This is a genomic window from Microbacterium sp. zg.B48 (assembly GCF_024623505.1).
In the GTDB taxonomy this organism is placed as follows: Bacteria; Actinomycetota; Actinomycetes; order Actinomycetales; family Microbacteriaceae; genus Microbacterium.
This window is the reverse complement of sequence record NZ_JANJFE010000002.1, coordinates 109,387-126,046: the sequence shown is the minus strand read 5'-3', so window position 1 is coordinate 126,046 and position 16,660 is coordinate 109,387. Positions and strand designations below refer to the sequence as shown.

The 16,660-nt window shown below is 70.2% G+C and carries 15 protein-coding genes; 2 read left to right on the top strand and 13 right to left on the bottom strand.

What is annotated here, in order from left to right:
• Positions 1-39 precede the first annotated feature (39 nt).
• From aroQ to NQ152_RS00565, 12 genes are all read right to left on the bottom strand, one after another.
• Entirely contained in the window at positions 40-504 is a 465-nt protein-coding gene (gene aroQ / locus NQ152_RS00620; RefSeq protein WP_257522654.1) for a type II 3-dehydroquinate dehydratase, read from the bottom strand.
• On the bottom strand, positions 504-1,586 hold the full coding sequence (gene aroB / locus NQ152_RS00615) for a 3-dehydroquinate synthase (protein ID WP_257522653.1): 1,083 nt from the start codon (positions 1,584-1,586) through the stop codon (positions 504-506). Before aroB ends, aroQ begins: the two co-directional genes overlap by 1 nt.
• Positions 1,583-2,113 (bottom strand): shikimate kinase, encoded by a 531-nt coding sequence (locus NQ152_RS00610; RefSeq protein WP_257503726.1) that lies wholly within the window; start codon positions 2,111-2,113, stop codon positions 1,583-1,585. Before NQ152_RS00610 ends, aroB begins: the two co-directional genes overlap by 4 nt.
• The gene (aroC, locus tag NQ152_RS00605) at positions 2,097-3,326 is read right to left on the bottom strand and encodes a chorismate synthase (RefSeq protein WP_257503727.1); all 1,230 of its coding nucleotides are present in this window, start codon (positions 3,324-3,326) and stop codon (positions 2,097-2,099) included. The genes NQ152_RS00610 and aroC overlap by 17 nt, the downstream gene beginning before the upstream one ends.
• A gap of 4 nt (positions 3,327-3,330) precedes the next feature.
• Positions 3,331-4,173, bottom strand: a complete 843-nt coding sequence (locus NQ152_RS00600; RefSeq protein WP_257522652.1) for a shikimate dehydrogenase — start codon at positions 4,171-4,173, stop codon at positions 3,331-3,333.
• Positions 4,167-5,765 (bottom strand): endolytic transglycosylase MltG, encoded by a 1,599-nt coding sequence (gene mltG / locus NQ152_RS00595; protein WP_257522651.1) that lies wholly within the window; start codon positions 5,763-5,765, stop codon positions 4,167-4,169. Before mltG ends, NQ152_RS00600 begins: the two co-directional genes overlap by 7 nt.
• Position 5,766: 1 nt before the next feature.
• On the bottom strand, positions 5,767-6,240 hold the full coding sequence (gene ruvX, locus NQ152_RS00590; RefSeq protein WP_257503730.1) for a Holliday junction resolvase RuvX: 474 nt from the start codon (positions 6,238-6,240) through the stop codon (positions 5,767-5,769).
• Positions 6,237-8,897, bottom strand: a complete 2,661-nt coding sequence (gene alaS, locus NQ152_RS00585; RefSeq protein ID WP_257522650.1) for an alanine--tRNA ligase — start codon at positions 8,895-8,897, stop codon at positions 6,237-6,239. The genes ruvX and alaS overlap by 4 nt, the downstream gene beginning before the upstream one ends.
• A gap of 57 nt (positions 8,898-8,954) precedes the next feature.
• The gene (locus NQ152_RS00580) at positions 8,955-9,305 is read right to left on the bottom strand and encodes an ATPase (RefSeq protein ID WP_257503732.1); all 351 of its coding nucleotides are present in this window, start codon (positions 9,303-9,305) and stop codon (positions 8,955-8,957) included.
• Between the two features lie 148 nt (positions 9,306-9,453).
• Positions 9,454-10,083, bottom strand: coding sequence for a 30S ribosomal protein S4 (gene rpsD, locus NQ152_RS00575; RefSeq protein ID WP_257503733.1), 630 nt, complete (start codon positions 10,081-10,083; stop codon positions 9,454-9,456).
• A 175-nt stretch (positions 10,084-10,258) separates the two neighbouring features.
• Entirely contained in the window at positions 10,259-11,575 is a 1,317-nt protein-coding gene (locus NQ152_RS00570; protein ID WP_257522803.1) for a replication-associated recombination protein A, read from the bottom strand.
• A gap of 325 nt (positions 11,576-11,900) precedes the next feature.
• Positions 11,901-12,053, bottom strand: a complete 153-nt coding sequence (locus tag NQ152_RS00565; protein ID WP_257522649.1) for a hypothetical protein — start codon at positions 12,051-12,053, stop codon at positions 11,901-11,903.
• A gap of 403 nt (positions 12,054-12,456) precedes the next feature.
• On the opposite strand from NQ152_RS00565, the gene NQ152_RS00560 reads away from it, so the two are divergent.
• Complete coding sequence (locus NQ152_RS00560) at positions 12,457-13,719, top strand: DUF349 domain-containing protein (RefSeq protein WP_257522802.1); 1,263 nt, start codon at positions 12,457-12,459, stop codon at positions 13,717-13,719.
• Positions 13,720-13,810: 91 nt separating this feature from the next.
• A complete protein-coding gene (locus NQ152_RS00555) occupies positions 13,811-14,380 on the top strand; it encodes a hypothetical protein (protein ID WP_257522648.1) in 570 nt (189 codons plus the stop codon).
• Here the strand turns inward: NQ152_RS00555 and NQ152_RS00550 are convergent.
• Positions 14,359-16,608, bottom strand: coding sequence for a bifunctional (p)ppGpp synthetase/guanosine-3',5'-bis(diphosphate) 3'-pyrophosphohydrolase (locus NQ152_RS00550; RefSeq protein WP_257522647.1), 2,250 nt, complete (start codon positions 16,606-16,608; stop codon positions 14,359-14,361). The two genes, NQ152_RS00555 and NQ152_RS00550, sit on opposite strands and share 22 nt — an antisense overlap.
• Positions 16,609-16,660: the final 52 nt, after the last annotated feature.

Genomic DNA, 16,660 nt, shown 5'->3' with positions numbered 1-16,660 from the left:
ACGATCGATTCTACGGGATTCGGCGGGGGCGGGCAGGTCTCAGCCGTCCGCCTGCCCGGTGAGGACCTCGATCAGGCGCCTCGTGGCGCTCGCATACCCCGCCACGCCCTCGCCGATCACGTGGACGACGGCGACATCCGCGACGTAGGAGTGATGCCGGAAGGCCTCCCGTTCCTGGACGTTGCTGATGTGCACTTCGGCGACCGGCAGCGCAACGGCCGACAGCGCGTCGCGCAACACGACCGAGGTGTGCGTCAGGCCGCCTGGATTGATGATGATTCCCGCGCAGTCCTGCCGCGCCGCGTGGATCGCGTCGATCAGGACCCCCTCGTGGTTGCTCTGCACCGCACGGATGTCGAAGCCGCTCGCGGCCGCGGTCGCCGCGGTGAGCTGCTCGACGTCCGCGAGTGTCTGGGATCCGTAGACGTCCGGCTCGCGCGTGCCGAGCAGGTTCAGGTTCGGTCCGTTCACCAGCAGCAGACGGCGGGGAAGGTTCGCCGACATCAGCCTGCGACCTCCTGGTAGGCGGCGAACAGGAGCGACTCGTCCGGCGCTCGCAGCACCGTCGGCCGCGCGATGTCGTCCAAGACGATGAAGCGCAGCATGCCGGCGCGGCTCTTCTTGTCGCGCTGCATGGTGGCAAGCAGCTGCGGCCACGCGCCGGCACGGTACGTGGTGGGCAGACCCAGCAGCTCCAGGACGTCGCGGTGACGCTGGACCGCGGCATCCGGCAGGCGTCCGGCCAGACGTGACAGTTCGGCGGCGTACATCATGCCCACCGAGATCGCTGCACCGTGACGCCAGCGATAGCGCTCGGCGTGCTCGATGGCGTGGCCCAGGGTGTGGCCGTAGTTGAGCACCTCGCGAAGGCCGCCTTCGCGGAAGTCCTCCCCCACGACGTGGGCCTTCATGCCGATCGCCAGTTCGATGCAGCGCCGGAAGGAGTCGCTGGTCGGATCCACTGCGGCGGTGCTGTCGGCCTCGATGATGTCCAGGATCTCCGGATGCCAGATGAACCCCGCCTTGACGACCTCGGCGAAGCCGGCCACCGCCTCGTTGGGCGAGAGGGACTCCAGCGTGCTCAGGTCGCAGACCACGGCCCGCGGCGACCAGAAGGCGCCCACGAGGTTCTTGCCCTCTGCCGTGTTGATGCCGGTCTTGCCGCCGACGGCGGCGTCGACCATACCCAGCACCGTGGTGGGCACCTGGACGACCTGTACGCCGCGCAGCCAGGTGGCCGCGACGAATCCGGCCAGGTCGGTGACCGCTCCGCCGCCGAATCCGACGACGGCATCCGTGCGGGTGAAGTCTGCTTTCCCCATCACCTGCCAGCAGAAGGCGGCCACTTCCACGCGCTTGCCCTGCTCGGCGTCCGGAATCTCGGCGAGCAGCACCTCACGGCCGCCCTCCGCCATCAGCCGCTCGCGCAGCTCCGCGGCGGCGGCGCCCAGGGTCGGCGGGTGCACGACCAGAACCTTGCGCACTGCGGGATCCAGCGCGGCACCGACCAGGTCGAGGATGCCGCGCCCGATGGTGATGTCGTAGCCTGCGTCCCCGGACACGGAGATGGTGGTCGTTTCGGTCATGCGTCCTCCTCGGCGCTCTGCGTGTTCTGCGCCCACGCCGCGATCGCGGCGACGACGGCGGCCAGCGGACCCGAGGAGGTGTCGAAGGTGACGTCGGCGACCTCCTCGTACAGGCCGCGGCGTTCGGCGAAGATCCGCTGCCAGCGGGCGAGCGGATCGGCGTCGGCCAGCAGGGGCCGGTCGCTGCCGTGCAGGCGGGCGGCCACGATGTGCGGCGAGACCGTCAACAGCACGACCCGATGCGCGGACAGATCCGCCCGGGTGTCGGCGTCCAGGATGGCGCCACCGCCGAGGGCGACCACGCCGCCGTGGGCCAGGGCTTCCGAGACGGCCGTCCGCTCGATCTCACGGAAGCGCGCCTCGCCGAAGCGGTCGAAGAGCTCAGGGATCGGCCCGTGGTCGCGCACGATCGCCTTGTCCGTGTCGGTGAAGGTCTGCCCCAGCGCGCGTGCCACCCGGCGGCCCACGCTGGTCTTGCCCGCACCCATCGGTCCGATCAGGACGATCGCGCTATCGGGCGAGGTCATGCTCGATGAGCGCGGGATCGCTCGTGCTGCGCGTGCGCAGGGTCTCCGGGATGGCGGCCAGGTATCCCTCGAGGTTGCGTCGCGTCTCGGCGACGCTGTCCCCGCCGAACTTCTCCAGCACCACTTCTGCCAGGACGAGGGCGGCCATCGCCTCGGCGACGACGCCCGCAGCCGGAACCGCGCAGACATCGGATCGCTGGTGATGGGCCGAAGCGCTCTCGCCGGTGGCGACGTCGATGGTGCGCAGCGAATGCGGCACCGTGGCGATCGGCTTCATACCGGCGCGGATGCGCAGGACGGTGCCGGTGGACATGCCGCCTTCGATGCCGCCGGCGCGGTCGCTGGAGCGGGTGATGCCCCGCTCGGTGGCGAACAGCTCGTCGTGGGCGGCGGATCCGCGCCGCGTGGTGGTGAGGAATCCGTCCCCGACTTCGACGCCCTTGATCGCCTGGATGCTCATCAGCGCCTGCGACAGCTTGGCGTCCAGGCGGCGGTCCCAGTGCACGTGCGAGCCCAGCCCGGGCGGGAGGCCGTAGGCGAGCACCTCCACGATGCCGCCGAGCGTGTCGCCGTCCTTGCGCGCGTCGTCGACCTCTTCGACCATGAGGGCGGAAGTGGCCGGGTCGAAGCAGCGCAGCGGGTCGGCGTCGAGCTGCCCGACGTCGTCGGGGGTGGGCAGCGGCGCGTCTTCGGGGACGCGGACCGGACCGATGGAGAGCGTGTGACTGACCAGCCGGATGCCCAGTTCGGCCAGGAATGCCCGCGCGATCGCTCCCAGCGCGACGCGCGCGGCGGTCTCCCGGGCGCTGGCGCGCTCGAGGATCGGACGCGCCTCGTCGAATCCGTACTTCTGCATGCCGACCAGGTCGGCGTGGCCGGGCCGGGGCCTGGTCAGGGGGGCGCCGCGTCCGCGGGACATGTCGGTCAGATCGACCGGATCGGGATTCATCACCTCGACCCACTTGGGCCACTCGGTGTTGCCGATCCGCAGCGCGATGGGGCTGCCCAGGCTGGACCCGTGCCGGACGCCGCCGGAGATCGTGAGTTCGTCCTCTTCGAACTTCATGCGCGAGCCGCGGCCGTAGCCGAGCTTCCTGCGGGCGAGGTCGGCTTGGATCGCGGTGCGCGACACGGGGACGCCGGCGGGCAGACCCTCCATGATGGCGACCAGTTCGGGGCCGTGGGATTCACCGGCCGTGAGCACGCGGAGCATTCCCCTAGTCTCCCACGACGGCCGAGTGCATTTCGGCGAGCACCAGGCTCTCGCCCTCGAGGGCATCCTCGGTGCCCCCGGTGACGAAGACGCGCACCTGAAGGAGGGCCTGATGCAGCAGCATCCCCAGCCCGGAGGTCGCCGGACGGCCGGCGCGCTCCCACGCGGACGCCAGGACGGTGGGCCAGTGGCCGTACACGACGTCGAACAGGAGGCCGCCGGACCGGGCCAGCGCGTCCGCAGCGGCGGGGGGCACCTCGGCGTCGCCGGGGAGGGTGGCGATCGTGACCGTCGCGTCGGTGTGGACGGGCGCGTCGAAGGACACGCCGATGACCTCGAGGCCGAGCGTCGTCCCGAGCCGGGCGAGCGGCGCAACCGCTGCGGGGCGCCGCGCGACGACCTCGACACGGTCTGCGCCGAGCTCGCTGAGCGCGACGAGAGCCGACATCGCCGTGGCTCCGGCGCCGACGATGCGGCCGCGGTCCACCTCGTGGACGCCCTCGTCGCCGAGCGCGCGCACGATCCCGCCGACGTCCGTGTTGAATCCGCGGGGCACGTCGTCGGTCAGCAGCAGCGTGTTGACCGCTCCGGTCAGTTCCGCGCGGCGGTCTCGCTGGGCGGAGGCGTGGAAGGCCTGCCCTTTGAGCGGCATCGTCAGCGACAGGCCCCGCCAGCGGTCGGAGAGCCCGGCCAGCTCTCCGGTGAAGGCTGCGGCGGTGACGCGGCGCCGCTCGTAGGTCCAGTTAAGCCCGAGTGCGCGGTAGGCCGCTGCGTGCAGCTGAGGCGAGCGGCTGTGGGCGACGGGGTCGCCCCATACTTCCAGGCGCGTGGCGTCGGGTTTCAGCATCCCGAATCGGGGTTCTCGCTGCACCACGCCTGCCACTGGGCGACCGCACGGTTGTGATCCGCGAGGTTCGACGTGAAGACCGTCTCACCCGTGTCGAGGTTGACCGTCACGAAGTACAGCCAGTCGCCGTCGGCCGGGTGCATCGCGGCGTCGATGGCCGTGTCACCCGGGTTGGAGATCGGTCCGATCGGCAGGCCGGGGTGCACATACGTGTTCCACGGGTTGTCGTTGAACTGCGCTTCCTCGGACGTGCTGGCCGTGCCGTCCGCCTCGCCGTACCCGTACTGGGCGGTCGAGTCCATCTCGAGCTTTCCGAAGGTCTGCTGGTTGTCCGGGGACAGACGGTTCTGGATCACGCGGGAGACCTTGTAGAAGTCCGCCTCGAAGCGCGCCTCGCGCTGGATGATCGAGGCGATCGTCAGCACCCGCTGCCGGTCATCGACGGGCACCGCCGCGGCATCCAGGGATTGCACGGTGCGATCGACCAGCGTCCTGATGATCTCGGGCGCGCTGGCACCGGGGTCGAACGTGTACGTCGCGGGGAACAGCCATCCTTCGAGGCTGTCCGCCGCAACGCCGTAGTCCGCGGGGTTGGCCACCGCCGCCTGGAAGTCCTCGACGGGCAGCCCGGTGCCTTCGGCCAGGATCGGCAGCGACTGCTCCACGGTCAGCCCCTCGCGGAGCTGGGCGCTGTTCTCCAGCTTGTTCGCGGGATTCAGCAGCGCTTCCAGCGCGGCGGCCGAGGTCATCTGCTTCTGCAGCTTGAACACGCCCGGGACGAAGGGCGGATTCTGGCCGGTGTCGATCAGGTAGTCGTAGAAGGCGCCGGGTGTCTTGGTCACGCCCGCGTCGAACAGGCTCTGGGAGATCGGCGCGCCGGTGTCGCCGGAGGCGATCGTCACGAACGCCTCGCCGTCGGCCAGGCCGGGGTCGAAGTCCTTCGGTTCCTGCCAGCCCATCACCTCGCGGATCTGCGGCTCATACGTGTTCCAGACCCACAGCCCCGCTCCGGCGATACCGCCCAGCAGGACCAGGACGACCCCGAGGGCGATCCATGCGCCGGTGCGGCGCTTGCGCCGCTTGCCCGACGGCGGCTCCTGCCCGAGGCTGTCGGTCCTCTGCTCGCCGGTGAAGAGGTCCTCCAATGTCGCGGTCGCCGCCGGGCGGGGGGCAGCGGACTCGCCGCTCCGGCTGTACGGCGGCGGGGTTGCCGCGCCGGCGGCGACGGGCCAGTCGTCCGCGTCGTCGACCGGCAGCACGGAAGGGGAGGAGAGGGCGGACGCTGCCGGCACGGACCGCGCTGCCGGCGCGGCGGCCGATGGTGCCGCGGGGGCGGGAGCTTTCGCGCGGGTCGCGGTCCGCGGGTCCTCCGCGGGAACCCTGTGCGCAGCGGCCTGGCGTGCGGCTGCCTCGCGGGCCTCGCGGCGAGAGAGCGGGCGACCCCCTGCCGGGGTGTGTCCGCCGGTCGGCGTCAGGGGTTCGGAGGTGCCGCGCGGGGCGTCCTCGCCCGACGCACGTCGCTCACGCGGATCGGGGAGTTTGCCGAACAGGTCCGCGAACGGATCATCGAACGGCGATTTCGCTTCGGGCATGTCAGGTGGGCTCCTGGGCCGGGGGAACGGGTGATCCGGCCGGTCGTCCCGTGCTCTTCTCGACATCGAGTGCTTGCTGGAGGAGAACGACGGCGGCGACCTGGTCAACAATGCTACGAGATGAACGCTGGGTTCTACCCGAGTCTCTCAGCGCAGCGTGCGCAGAGACCGTGCTCAGCCGTTCGTCGACCAGGCGGACCGGCAGGCCGGATGCCGCGGCCAGGTCCGCCGCGAAGGCTCGCGCGTCCGTGGTCGAGGCGGTGTCCTCGCCGCGCATGTTCAGCGGTAGCCCGACCAGGAGTTCGCGCGCCTCGTGCTCCCCGGCAAGCGCGACGATCCGCGGAATCGACGCCTCGTTGCGGGGAACGGTCTCCACCGGAGTCGCGAGCATCCCGTCCGGGTCGCAGCGTGCCACACCGACCCGCGCGCGGCCGACATCGATGCCGAGCCGCACCCCCCGCCTGAAGTCCGTCACCGGGACCCGAGCGCGGCCTTGACGGCGTTCAGTGCGGCCGGCAGGGCCGTCGCGTCCGTGCCGCCGCCCTGGGCGACGTCATCGCGGCCACCCCCACCGCCGCCGAGAGCGGTCGCGGCGACCTTGGCCAGCGCTCCGGCGCGTGCACCGGCCTGGCGGGCCGCCTCGTTGGTGGCCACGAGCACCACAGGCCGGCCGCCGACCTCGGCGCCGATCGCGACGATGCCGGGTTCGGTGCCGAGCCGGTCGCGCACGCCGAGGGCCAACGACCGCACGTCATCGGCCGAGGAGACTGTGCCGATCGTCTCGGCGACCACCCGATGCGGCCCCACCGTCTCGGCGTTGGCGGCCAGGGCCGGGATGCGCTCGGTCAGTGCACGGGACTCGAAGGCGGCGATCCGCTTCTCCGCCGCCTTGAGGCTGGCGGTCAGCTCGGCGATGCGCGCGGGCAGCTGGTCGCGCGGGGTCTTCAGCGTGGAGGTGAGCTGCGAGACGATGGCCCGCTCGGCGGCGAGGTCGCGGAACGCATCCAGCCCGACCAGCGCCTCGACGCGACGGTTCGAGGCGCCGACCGAGGATTCGCCGACGAGGTTCACCAGCCCGATCTCTGCGCTGGAGGAGACGTGGGTTCCCGCGCACAGCTCACGCGACCAGGGGCCGCCGATGTCCACCATGCGCACCGTGTCACCGTACTTCTCGCCGAACAGGGCCATCGCGCCGAGGGACTTCGCCTCGTCGAGGGACACCACCCGCGTGGTCACCTCGAGGTTGTCGCGGACGGCGTTGTTCGCGATCTCCTCGATCTCGGTGCGCGTCTCCGGCGACAGGGCCTGGCCCCAGGTGAAGTCCAGGCGCATGTACCCGGCGCGGTTGAGCGAGCCGGCCTGCGTGGCGCTCTTGCCGAGCGTGTCCCGCAGGGCGGCGTGGACCAGATGGGTCGCGGAGTGCGCCTGACGCGCGGCCCGGCGGTTGACGGCATCCACGACGGATGTCGCCGGCTGGCCGACGCCCACGTCGCCGGAGGTGACCTGGACGGTGTGACTGATCAGGCCGGGCACCGGCTTCTGCACGTCGAGCACGTCCAGCTCGTACCCCGGGCCGACGATGATGCCCTTGTCGGCGACCTGGCCGCCGGATTCCGCGTACAGCGCCGTGTCGGCGAGGATCACCTCGGCGATCTGGCCGGCCGTCGCGCGGTCCACGGACACGCCGTCGACGAGCAGCCCGAGGATCGTGGACTCGGTCTCCAGGTCGGTGTACCCGGTGAAGACCGTCTCGCCCTTGGCGCGGAACTCCCGGTAGACGCCGTGGTCGGCCAGAGCGCGCTTGCGGGAACGGGCATCCGCCTTGGCCCGCGTACGCTGCTCCAGCATGAGCGTGTCGAACGCGGCGCGGTCGACCGTGAGTCCGGCCTCTTCGGCGATCTCGAGGGTGAGGTCGATCGGGAAGCCGTAGGTGTCGTGCAGGAGAAAGGCTTCGGAGCCTGCGATCGTGGTGCCGCCGGACTTCTTGGTCTCGGCGACCGAGAGGTCCAGGGTCGTGGTCCCCGCCGCCAGGGTGCGCAGGAAGGTCTCCTCCTCGGCGATCGCGTACGCGGACAGCCGCGCATACTCCGTCTCCAGCTCGGGGTACACGTCCTTCATCGCGTCGCGCGACGCGGCGAACAGCTCCGGGAAGGTCGGCCCGTCCACGCCGAGCAGGCGCATCGAGCGGATGCCGCGGCGCATCAGACGGCGCAGGATGTAGCCGCGCCCCTCGTTGGTGGGGGTCACGCCGTCGGCGAGCAGCATCAGCGAGGAGCGGACGTGGTCGGCGATGATGCGCATGCGCACGTCGTCCCCGTGGTCCGCTCCGTAGCGCCGCCCGCTCAGTTCGGATGCCAGATCGAGCACCGGCCGCACCTGGTCGGTCTCGTACATGTTCTGCACGCCCTGCTTGATGAACGCGATCCGCTCGAGCCCCATGCCGGTGTCGATGTTCTTCTGCGGGAGCTCGCCGACGATGCGGAAGTCGTATTTCGAGGTGACGTCGTCGATCGCGTACTGCATGAAGACGAGGTTCCAGATCTCCACGTACCGGTCATCGTCGGTGGCGGGACCTCCGTCCACGCCGTAGGCGGGACCCTGGTCGAAGAAGATCTCCGAGCACGGGCCGGCCGGCCCCGGAAGCCCGGTGCTCCAGTAGTTGGTGTCCTTGTCCAGCCGCTGGATCCGCTCCTCGGGCAGGCCGGCGATCGTGCGCCACAGCCGGGCGGCCTCGTCGTCGTCCTTGTAGACGGTGACCCAGAGGTCCTTCGGGTCGAATCCGAGTCCGCCGTCCGACTCGGAGGAGGTCAGCAGCTCCCACGCGTACGTGATCGCGCCCTCCTTGAAGTAGTCGCCGAACGACCAGTTGCCGAGCATCTGGAAGAACGTGCCGTGGCGCGGAGTCTTGCCGACCTCTTCGATGTCGTTGGTGCGGATGCACTTCTGGATATCCGCAGCACGCGGGTACGGCGCCGGAACCACACCGCTCAGGTACGGGATGAACGGGACCATGCCGGCCACCGTGAACAGCAGCGCAGGGTCATCGGTGACCAGCGACGCCGAGGGCACGATGGTGTGGTCGCGCTTCTCGAAATAGCGGAGGAAACGGTCGGCGAGCTCTGCGGTTTTCATGGGAATCCTCGAACAAGGGCGGCGTCCCCCATCGGGGGACACCGCCGGGCGGGTCGATCAGTCGGTGAGCTTCTTGGCGGCGGACTCGCCCGCATCGACGGTGCGGGATGCCGCATCCGCAGAGGCTGCGACCGCATCCGTCGCGCCGTCCTTCACCGCGTCCACTGCGTCAGCCGCGGATGCCTTCGCGGCGCCGTACGCGTCGCTCGCGGCATCCTTGACCTCGTCCACGATCCCGGAGAAGCGCGCTTCCTGCTCGCGATAGGCGTCGCCGATCCGGTCGGTGAACTCCGTGATGCGAGCGTCCACATCGGCGAGGACTTCGTGGCCGCGGGGGTCCTTGTTCATGAGATGTGCGGCGACGAAACCGCCGATCACGCCGAACAGGAACCACAGCAGGCTTTTCATGTCACCACTTTCCTCGTCCGCAGGCGCGGCACTCCCCCATCGTAGGGGTGCGCCGGTACGCTCGCAGGCTCGATCTTCGAGAATCGAGTGTACGCGCACGCATGCAGAAGGGCGCCGGGTCTCCCCGGCGCCCTTCTGCAGAAACGCGCTATCGCGCGGCGTAGTACTCCACGACGAGCTGGACGTCACCGGTGACCGGGACCTCAGCGCGCTTGGGACGACGCAGCAGACGTGCGTGCAGCTTGTCCAGCTCGACCTCGAGGTAGCCCGGAACCGGGGGCAGGACCTCGGCGTGACCGCCGGCGGCTGCGACCTGGAAGGGCTCGGTGCCCTCGCTCTTGGCCTTGACGTGGATGAGCTGTCCCGGCTTGACGCGGAACGACGGGCGGTCGACGAGCTGGCCGTCGACGAGGATGTGGCGGTGCACGACGAGCTGGCGGGCCTGAGCCGTGGTGCGGGCGAAACCGGCACGCAGCACGAGCGCGTCCAGACGCATCTCGAGGAGCTCGACCAGGTTCTCACCGGTCAGGCCCTGGGTGCGGCGGGCCTCGTTGAAGGTGTTGCGCATCTGCTTCTCGCGGATGCCGTACTGCTCGCGCAGACGCTGCTTCTCGCGCAGACGCACGGCGTAGTCGCTGTCCTGCTTGCGCTTGGTGCGGCCGTGCTCGCCGGGAGCGTACGGGCGCTTCTCGAGGTACTTGGCGGCTTTCGGCGTCAGCGGGATGCCGAGCGCGCGAGACAGGCGGACCTTGCGGCGGTCCTGGGACTTCGTGGGCACGGATGTGTCCTTCCAAAATGACATGGCCGCGTCTTTCGCGACTCATGGACGTATCTGCTGCCCTTCCCATCCGGGGCGCACGTCGGGGCGCACCGAAGGTGTGTTGGGGGCAGGAGATACCCGAAAACTGGGTTTCGAGCCGGTCCAGCTTAGCAGGTGCGGGCTGTGGACCCGCTCAGGAGCCGGACCCCAGGATTCGGCGGATCTTGTCCAGGCGTGCCTGGACCTCGCGTTCCTGACCGTGGTTGGTGGGCTCGTAGTAGCGCCGCCCGGCCAGTTCCTCGGGAAGGTATTGCTGTGCGACCACACCCACGTCCGAGTCGTGCGGATATCGGTAGCCCTTGCCGTGGCCGAGCCGTTTGGCGCCGGGGTAGTGCGCGTCGCGCAGCGGCGGGGGCACGCGGCCGAAACCTCCGGCTCGGACGTCCGCGATCGCCTTGTCGATCGCCAGGTACGCGGCGTTCGACTTCGCGGTGGTGGCCAGGTATGCGGTCGCCTCGGCCAGCGGGATGCGTCCCTCCGGCATCCCGATGAACTGCACCGCGTCGGCGGCCGCGACCGCGAGCGGCAGAGCCTGCGGGTCGGCGAGCCCGATGTCCTCCGCTGCGGAGATGATCAGCCGTCGTGCGATGAACCGCGGATCCTCCCCCGCCTCGATCATGCGCGCGAGGTAGTGCAGCGAGGCATCCACGTCCGACCCGCGGATGGACTTGATGAAGGCGCTGATCACGTCGTAGTGCTCGTCCCCCTGCCGGTCGTAGCGGAGCAGGGCCCGGTCCACCGCATTGGACACGTCGTCGGCGGTGATCTCCGGGGGCGCGACGGCCTCGTGCGGCTCGTCCCCCGGCTCGGCGCCCTCGTCGCTGACAGGTTCGGCGAGGGATGCCGCCGCCTCGAGCGCCGTCAGCGCGCGGCGGGCATCCCCCGACGCAAGTCGCACGAGAGCGTCACGGGCCTCCGGCAGCAGCGTCACGGCCCCGCCGAGGCCCCGGGGATCGGCCACGGCGCGGTCAAGCAGCATCCCGAGGTCATCGTCGGTGAGCGGCTGCAAGGTCAGCAGCAGCGACCGGGACAGCAGCGGAGAGATCACCGAGAAGGACGGATTCTCGGTGGTGGCGGCGATCAGCACCACCCAGCCGTTCTCGACACCAGGCAGGAGCGCGTCCTGCTGAGCCTTCGTGAAGCGGTGGATCTCGTCCAGGAACAGGATGGTGGACTGTCCGTACAGGTCGCGTTGGGTCAGCGCCTCCTGCATGACCTCGCGGACGTCGCGGACTCCGGCGGTCACGGCCGACAGCTCGACGAAGCGGCGTCCGGAAGAGCGGGCGATGGCCTGGGCGAGGGTGGTCTTGCCGGTTCCGGGCGGTCCCCACAGGATCACCGAGGACGCAGCCCCCGTGGACACATCCGGCCGCGCCAGCAGCACGAGCGGGGAGCCGGGGCGCAGGAGGTGCGACTGACCGGCCACTTCGTCGAGGGAGGTCGGTCTCATGCGCACCGCGAGCGGGGTCTGCCCTTGGAAGAGCGCGGTGGAGGTCACCGATCAAGGCTAACCGGCCCCTGCGACTCCGGCGCGGTGGCTGGTTTGGCGGCGATCCGGCCCGCGCCGTAGGATCAAGCCGGCCGGGACGACCCGGGAACGAGGGAGGTCCCGTGGCGCCGGGTGGAAAGCAGCGTGACACGCGTGCGGAGCGGGAACGCGCCCGTGTCTACCAGGCACGCCGGGCGTTCCACGAGGGGCAGGCGCGGCGACGCACGCGCGACAACCTCATCGCCGGCATCGGCGGCGCAGTCCTGATCCTCGCGGTCATCGCCGGTCAGGCCGCGTACTTCATGTCGGGCCCGGGAGCTCCCACTCCGACCCCCTCTTCCTCGACCTCGCCGGCGCCGACGTCGACTCCGGCGCCGGGCGGTTCGCCGGCCGTGACGCCGGCCCCGAGCGACTCGTCCGTGCCCGTCCCGACACCCACCACAGCTCCCTGACGAGTGCGAGCCGGGCGCCCGCGCTCTCGGTTGCCCGGCCTCGCCGTACTAGGCTGGGGCCGTCCATCCCCCACAGGCGGCGAGAGCCGCGATGAGGTGCATCCCGTGACTGCCGCAGCAGAGTCCACTCCCCCGTCCACCACCGATTCCGAGCCGGAGAACGATCCCGGCACCGAAGCGGACCAGACCGCGGCGCCCGCCGACGCCACACCGGCCGACGCGCCATCGGCAGACGCCGCGCCCGCGGACGCGACACAGGCCGACGCGGCGCCCACCGACGTGGCGTCCGCCGACGGAACGCCCACCGACGTGACGCCCGCCGACGTGACACCCGCCGGCGCACCTGCGGTCCCCGCACCCGGCAAGGCCATGCCCTCCCCGGCGAAGGCCATGCCGTCGCCCGCGGACGCCGCACCGCCGGAGGCCGAGACGGAACCGTGGGGCCGCGTCGAGGAAGACGGCACCGTCTCGGTGCGCGAGGCGGACGGCTGGCGCGTGGTCGGACAGTATCCGGACGGATCCGCCGAAGAGGCGCTCGCGTACTACCGGCGCAAGTTCTCCGACCTGGCAAGCGAGGTCGCGCTGCTCGAGGTGCGCTCCCGTCGTGGCGGTGTATCGCCGTCCGACCTGCGCGCGACTGCGCGCGCCCTGCACGCCAAGCTGCAGGACGCGGCGGCGGTGGGCAACCTGGCGGCGCTGGACGCGCGTGTGCTCGCGCTCACCGGTACGCTCGCCGCAGCATCCGAATCCGAGGCCGCCGCATCCCGGCAGGCCGTGGAGGAGGCCGTGCGCGTTCGCACCGAACTCGTGGAGAAGGCCGAGGCCCTCGCCGCGCGCGACCCGCGCACCGTGCAGTGGAAGCAGGCCTCGGTCGACCTCGCGTCGATGTTCGACGAGTGGCAGTCGCAGCAGCAGAACGGCCCACGCCTGCCGAAGTCGACCGGTCAGCAGCTGTGGAAGCGATTCCGCGACGCTCGCGCGACCGTGGACAAGCACCGCCGCGAGTTCTACGCCGAACTGGACGAGGCGCACAAGACGGTGCGGGACCAGAAGGCCAAGCTCGTCGAGAAGGCCGAAGCGCTCGCCCCGAAGGGCGAGGACGGCATCACCGCCTACCGCGAGCTGCTGGATCAGTGGAAGTCCGCCGGTCGCGCCGGCAAGAAGGCCGACGACGCGCTGTGGGCGCGGTTCAAAGCCGCCGGCGATGCCCTCTACAGCGCGCGCGGCGCGCGCGAGGCCGCGGACGAAGAGGAATCCCGCGAGAAGATCGACGCCAAGCGGGCGCTGTTGGAGCAGGCACGGAGCATCGCTGACGAACGCGACCTGGTCCAGGCGCGAAGTGCCCTCACCGCCATCCAGCGCCAGTGGGATGACATCGGCCGGATCTTCCCCCGCGACAAGGAACGCGTCCTGGACGACGATCTGCGCAGGATCGAGACCGCGCTGCGCAGTCGCGAGGAGACGGATTGGAAGCGCAACAACCCCGAGACGAAAGCGCGCGCCAACGACATGACGCGTCAGCTCACCGAAGCCATCGCGAAGCTCGAGGACGAACTGGCGAAGGCGCAGAAGTCGGGCAACGAGGCGGCCATCGCGAAGGCGACCGAGGCGCTCCAGGCGCGCCGGGCGTGGCTCAACGCGCTCGGCGGCTGAGCGCTCCTCCCGGCTGATCGGAGGGACGGGTTCTCCACAGAGTCAGCGGCACGCCACCCGCGGTTCACCGGCATGAGCCACAGTGGCTGCCATGTCCTCGCCGTTCCTCTACTTCGCGGACGGGCGTCTGTCGCAGGCTGAGTTGTCGGCGGCGCGTCTGGACGGCCACCTCGTCGAACTCGGGGACGCGTACATCCCCGCCGACGCCGTCGAGACACGGGAACTGCGTGCCGGATCGCTGCGGGCAATCCTCGGAGACACCCTCGCCGCGACGCACCTGAGCGCAGCATGGGTCCACGGCGGCCTCCATGTCCCGCCGACCCGCCATACCGTGCAACGGGCTGTGCCGCGCCGGCTGCACCAGGTGATGGGCCGCCGGCTGCTCTACCGCGACCTCAACGTCGATCCGGTCGATCTGATGCGCATCAGCGGCGTGTGGGTCACCGACCCGGTGCGCACTCTCGCAGATCTGTCACGAGTCGTCGACGACGAGCACGCGCGCGCCGCGCGGCTGCTGGCCGATGCCGTTCCCGGACTGCCCGCGCGGGCGATCGCCTGGATGGCAGCGCACGGCGCGCTGCCGAACAAGCGATCTGCGCTGGCATTCCTGCGGGGCCTGGCGGCGCGGGGTGCGGTGGATCAGGAGGAGGTGACGCGGTAGACGTCGTAGACGGCGTCGATGCGTCGCACCGCGTTCAGGACCCGCTCGAGGTGGACGATGTCGCCCATCTCGAAGACGAACCGGCTCAGCGCCAGTCGATCGTTGGTGGTGGAGACGGTGGCGGAGAGGATGTTCACATGATGCTCGCTCAGCACGCGCGTGACGTCACTGAGCAGACCTGACCGGTCCAGCGCTTCGATCTGGATCTGAACCAGGAACACGCTCTTGCTCGTCGGTGCCCACTCGACCTCGATCAGCCGCTCCGGATCCTGCATCAGGGAGCTGATGTTGGTGCAGTCGGTGCGGTGCACCGAGACGCCGCTGCCGCGTGTGACGAACCCGACCACTTCGTCGCCGGGCACGGGGGTGCAGCATTTGGCGAGCTTGACCAGGATGTCCGGCGCTCCGCGCACCAGCACACCGGAGTCACCGCCGCGCTGGGCTCGCGACCGGCCCACCTGCGGAAGGTCGATCGGTCCGGTCGAGGTGTCGTCCGCGCTGACCAGCGCCGTCACCTTCTCGATCACGGACTGCGTGGAGACGTGGCCCTCGCCCACTGCGGCGTACAGCGCCGAGACGTCCTCGTACTTCAGGGACTGCGCAACCTCGGCGAACGAGTCCTGGCTCATCAGCCTCTGCAGGGGCAGGTTCTGACGGCGCATCGCGCGGGCGATCGCCTCCTTGCCCTGCTCGATGGCCTCCTCGCGCCGCTCCTTGGTGAACCAGCCACGGATCTTGCTGCGCGCACGCGTGCTCTTGACGAAGGTCAGCCAGTCCTGACTGGGTCCGGCATCCGGGTTCTTCGAGGTGAAGACCTCGACCACGTCGCCGCTTTGCAGTTCGGTCTCCAGCGGCACCAGCCGGCCGTTGACCTTCGAGCCCATCGTGCGGTGCCCGATCTCGGTGTGCACCGCGTACGCGAAGTCCACCGGCGTGGCGCCGCTGGGCAGGCCGATGACCCGGCCCTTCGGCGTGAAGACGTAGACCTCTTTCGCGCCGATCTCGAAGCGGAGCGAGTCCAGGAACTCTCCCGGGTCCGCCGTCTCGGCCTGCCAGTCGGAGATGTGGGCGAGCCACGCCATGTCGGCGTCCATCGACTTCGCGTCCGGCTTGCCGCCGATCAGGCGTTCCTTGTACTTCCAGTGCGCGGCCACGCCGTACTCGGCCTGCTGGTGCATCTCGTTGGTGCGGATCTGGATCTCCACCGTCCGCCCACCCGGGCCCATCACCGTGGTGTGCAGCGACTGGTAGAGATTGAACTTCGGCGTCGCGATGTAGTCCTTGAACCGGCCGGGCAGAGGAGTCCAGCGCGCGTGGATCGCGCCGAGGACCGCGTAGCAGTCCCGGACGCTGCCGACCAGGACCCGGATGCCGATGAGGTCGTAGATGTCGTCGAACTCGCGGCCGCGGACCACCATCTTCTGGTAGACGGAGTACAGCTGCTTGGGCCGTCCCAGCACGCGTCCGCGGATGCGCAGCTCACGCAGGTCGCTGTCCACCGCCTCGATGACGTTCTGCACGTATTGCTCGCGCTGGGGTGTGCGCTGCTTGACGAGACTTTCGATCTCGGCGTACAGCTTGGGGTGCATGACCGCGAAGGACAGATCCTCGAGTTCGGATTTGATGGTCTGGATGCCGAGCCGGTGCGCCAGCGGAGCGTAGATCTCCAGCGTCTCGGTCGCCTTCTTGCGCGCCTTCTCCGGGGGTACGAAACCCCACGTCCGGGCGTTGTGGAGGCGGTCGGCGAGCTTGATCAGCAGCACCCGGATGTCGCGGGACATCGCGACGATCATCTTGCGGACGGTCTCGGCCTGCGCGCTCTCGCCATACTTGACCTTGTCGAGCTTGGTGACCCCGTCCACGAGCATCGACACTTCGTCGCCGAACTCGGCCGTCAGCGTGTCCAGTGCGTATGCGGTGTCCTCGACCGTGTCGTGCAGCAGCGCGGCGGCGATCGCCTTGGGACCCAGCCCGAGGTCGGCGAGGATCTGGGCGACCGCGAGCGGGTGGGTGATGTACGGCTCGCCGCTCTGGCGGGTCTGCCCGGAGTGGGCCTGATCGGCAACGGTGTACGCACGCTCGATGATCGACAGATCGCCCTTGGGGTGGTGCGTGCGCACCGTGCGCAGCAGCTGCTCGACGTCGTCGCGCCGGGCCGAGCGGGAGAAGATGCGCGGTACGAGCCGTCGCAGCGACGAGGACTGGGCGGGGGGAACGGTCTCGGTCATCGATTCCTCCCCTCCCCGGATCCGTCAATCCTATGCCCGTGGCCAGCAGCGG

Bases quoted from the DNA above. Each gene is read 5' to 3' on its own strand.
- aroQ (WP_257522654.1), bottom strand. From the start codon at position 504: ATGTCGGCGAACCTTCCCCGCCGTCTGCTGCTGGTGAACGGACCGAAC.
- aroB (WP_257522653.1), bottom strand. From the start codon at position 1,586: ATGACCGAAACGACCACCATCTCCGTGTCCGGGGACGCAGGCTACGAC.
- NQ152_RS00610 (WP_257503726.1), bottom strand. From the start codon at position 2,113: ATGACCTCGCCCGATAGCGCGATCGTCCTGATCGGACCGATGGGTGCG.
- aroC (WP_257503727.1), bottom strand. From the start codon at position 3,326: ATGCTCCGCGTGCTCACGGCCGGTGAATCCCACGGCCCCGAACTGGTC.
- NQ152_RS00600 (WP_257522652.1), bottom strand. From the start codon at position 4,173: ATGCTGAAACCCGACGCCACGCGCCTGGAAGTATGGGGCGACCCCGTC.
- mltG (WP_257522651.1), bottom strand. From the start codon at position 5,765: ATGCCCGAAGCGAAATCGCCGTTCGATGATCCGTTCGCGGACCTGTTC.
- alaS (WP_257522650.1), bottom strand. From the start codon at position 8,897: ATGAAAACCGCAGAGCTCGCCGACCGTTTCCTCCGCTATTTCGAGAAG.
- NQ152_RS00580 (WP_257503732.1), bottom strand. From the start codon at position 9,305: ATGAAAAGCCTGCTGTGGTTCCTGTTCGGCGTGATCGGCGGTTTCGTC.
- NQ152_RS00570 (WP_257522803.1), bottom strand. From the start codon at position 11,575: ATGAGACCGACCTCCCTCGACGAAGTGGCCGGTCAGTCGCACCTCCTG.
- NQ152_RS00560 (WP_257522802.1), top strand. From the start codon at position 12,457: ATGCCGTCGCCCGCGGACGCCGCACCGCCGGAGGCCGAGACGGAACCG.
- NQ152_RS00555 (WP_257522648.1), top strand. From the start codon at position 13,811: ATGTCCTCGCCGTTCCTCTACTTCGCGGACGGGCGTCTGTCGCAGGCT.
- NQ152_RS00550 (WP_257522647.1), bottom strand. From the start codon at position 16,608: ATGACCGAGACCGTTCCCCCCGCCCAGTCCTCGTCGCTGCGACGGCTC.